Annotated in this window: 1 protein-coding gene; it reads right to left on the reverse strand. The window is 70.8% G+C overall.

Annotated features, from left to right (window positions below):
* Positions 1–298: AMP-binding protein (locus E4487_RS24265; protein ID WP_175254580.1), on the reverse strand; the 298-nt coding region annotated here is incomplete at both ends.

The raw sequence follows: 298 nt of genomic DNA on the forward strand, positions 1-298 counted from the left end.
CCGGCCTTGACGATGGCCAGCAGGGCCACCACCAGCTCGACGCTGCGCTCGGCCGCCACCCCCACCAGTACGTCCGGGCCCACACCTTGAGCGCGCAACCAGCGTGCCAGCTGGTTGGCGCGCTGGTGCAGCTCGCGATAGCTCAGGCGCTGCGCGCCGAACTGCAGCGCCAGGGCGTCCGGGGTTTGCGCGGCCTGTTGCTGCAGCAGCGTTTGCAGTTGCACACCATCGGGGAACGCCGCCTCGGTGGCGTTCCAGCCACCAAGCAGTTGCTCGCGCTCCGCGCCTGCCAGCATCG

Origin of the sequence: Pseudomonas sp. BMW13, from assembly GCF_013357275.1 — a bacterium.
Taxonomy (GTDB): Bacteria; Pseudomonadota; Gammaproteobacteria; order Pseudomonadales; family Pseudomonadaceae; genus Aquipseudomonas; species Aquipseudomonas khazarica.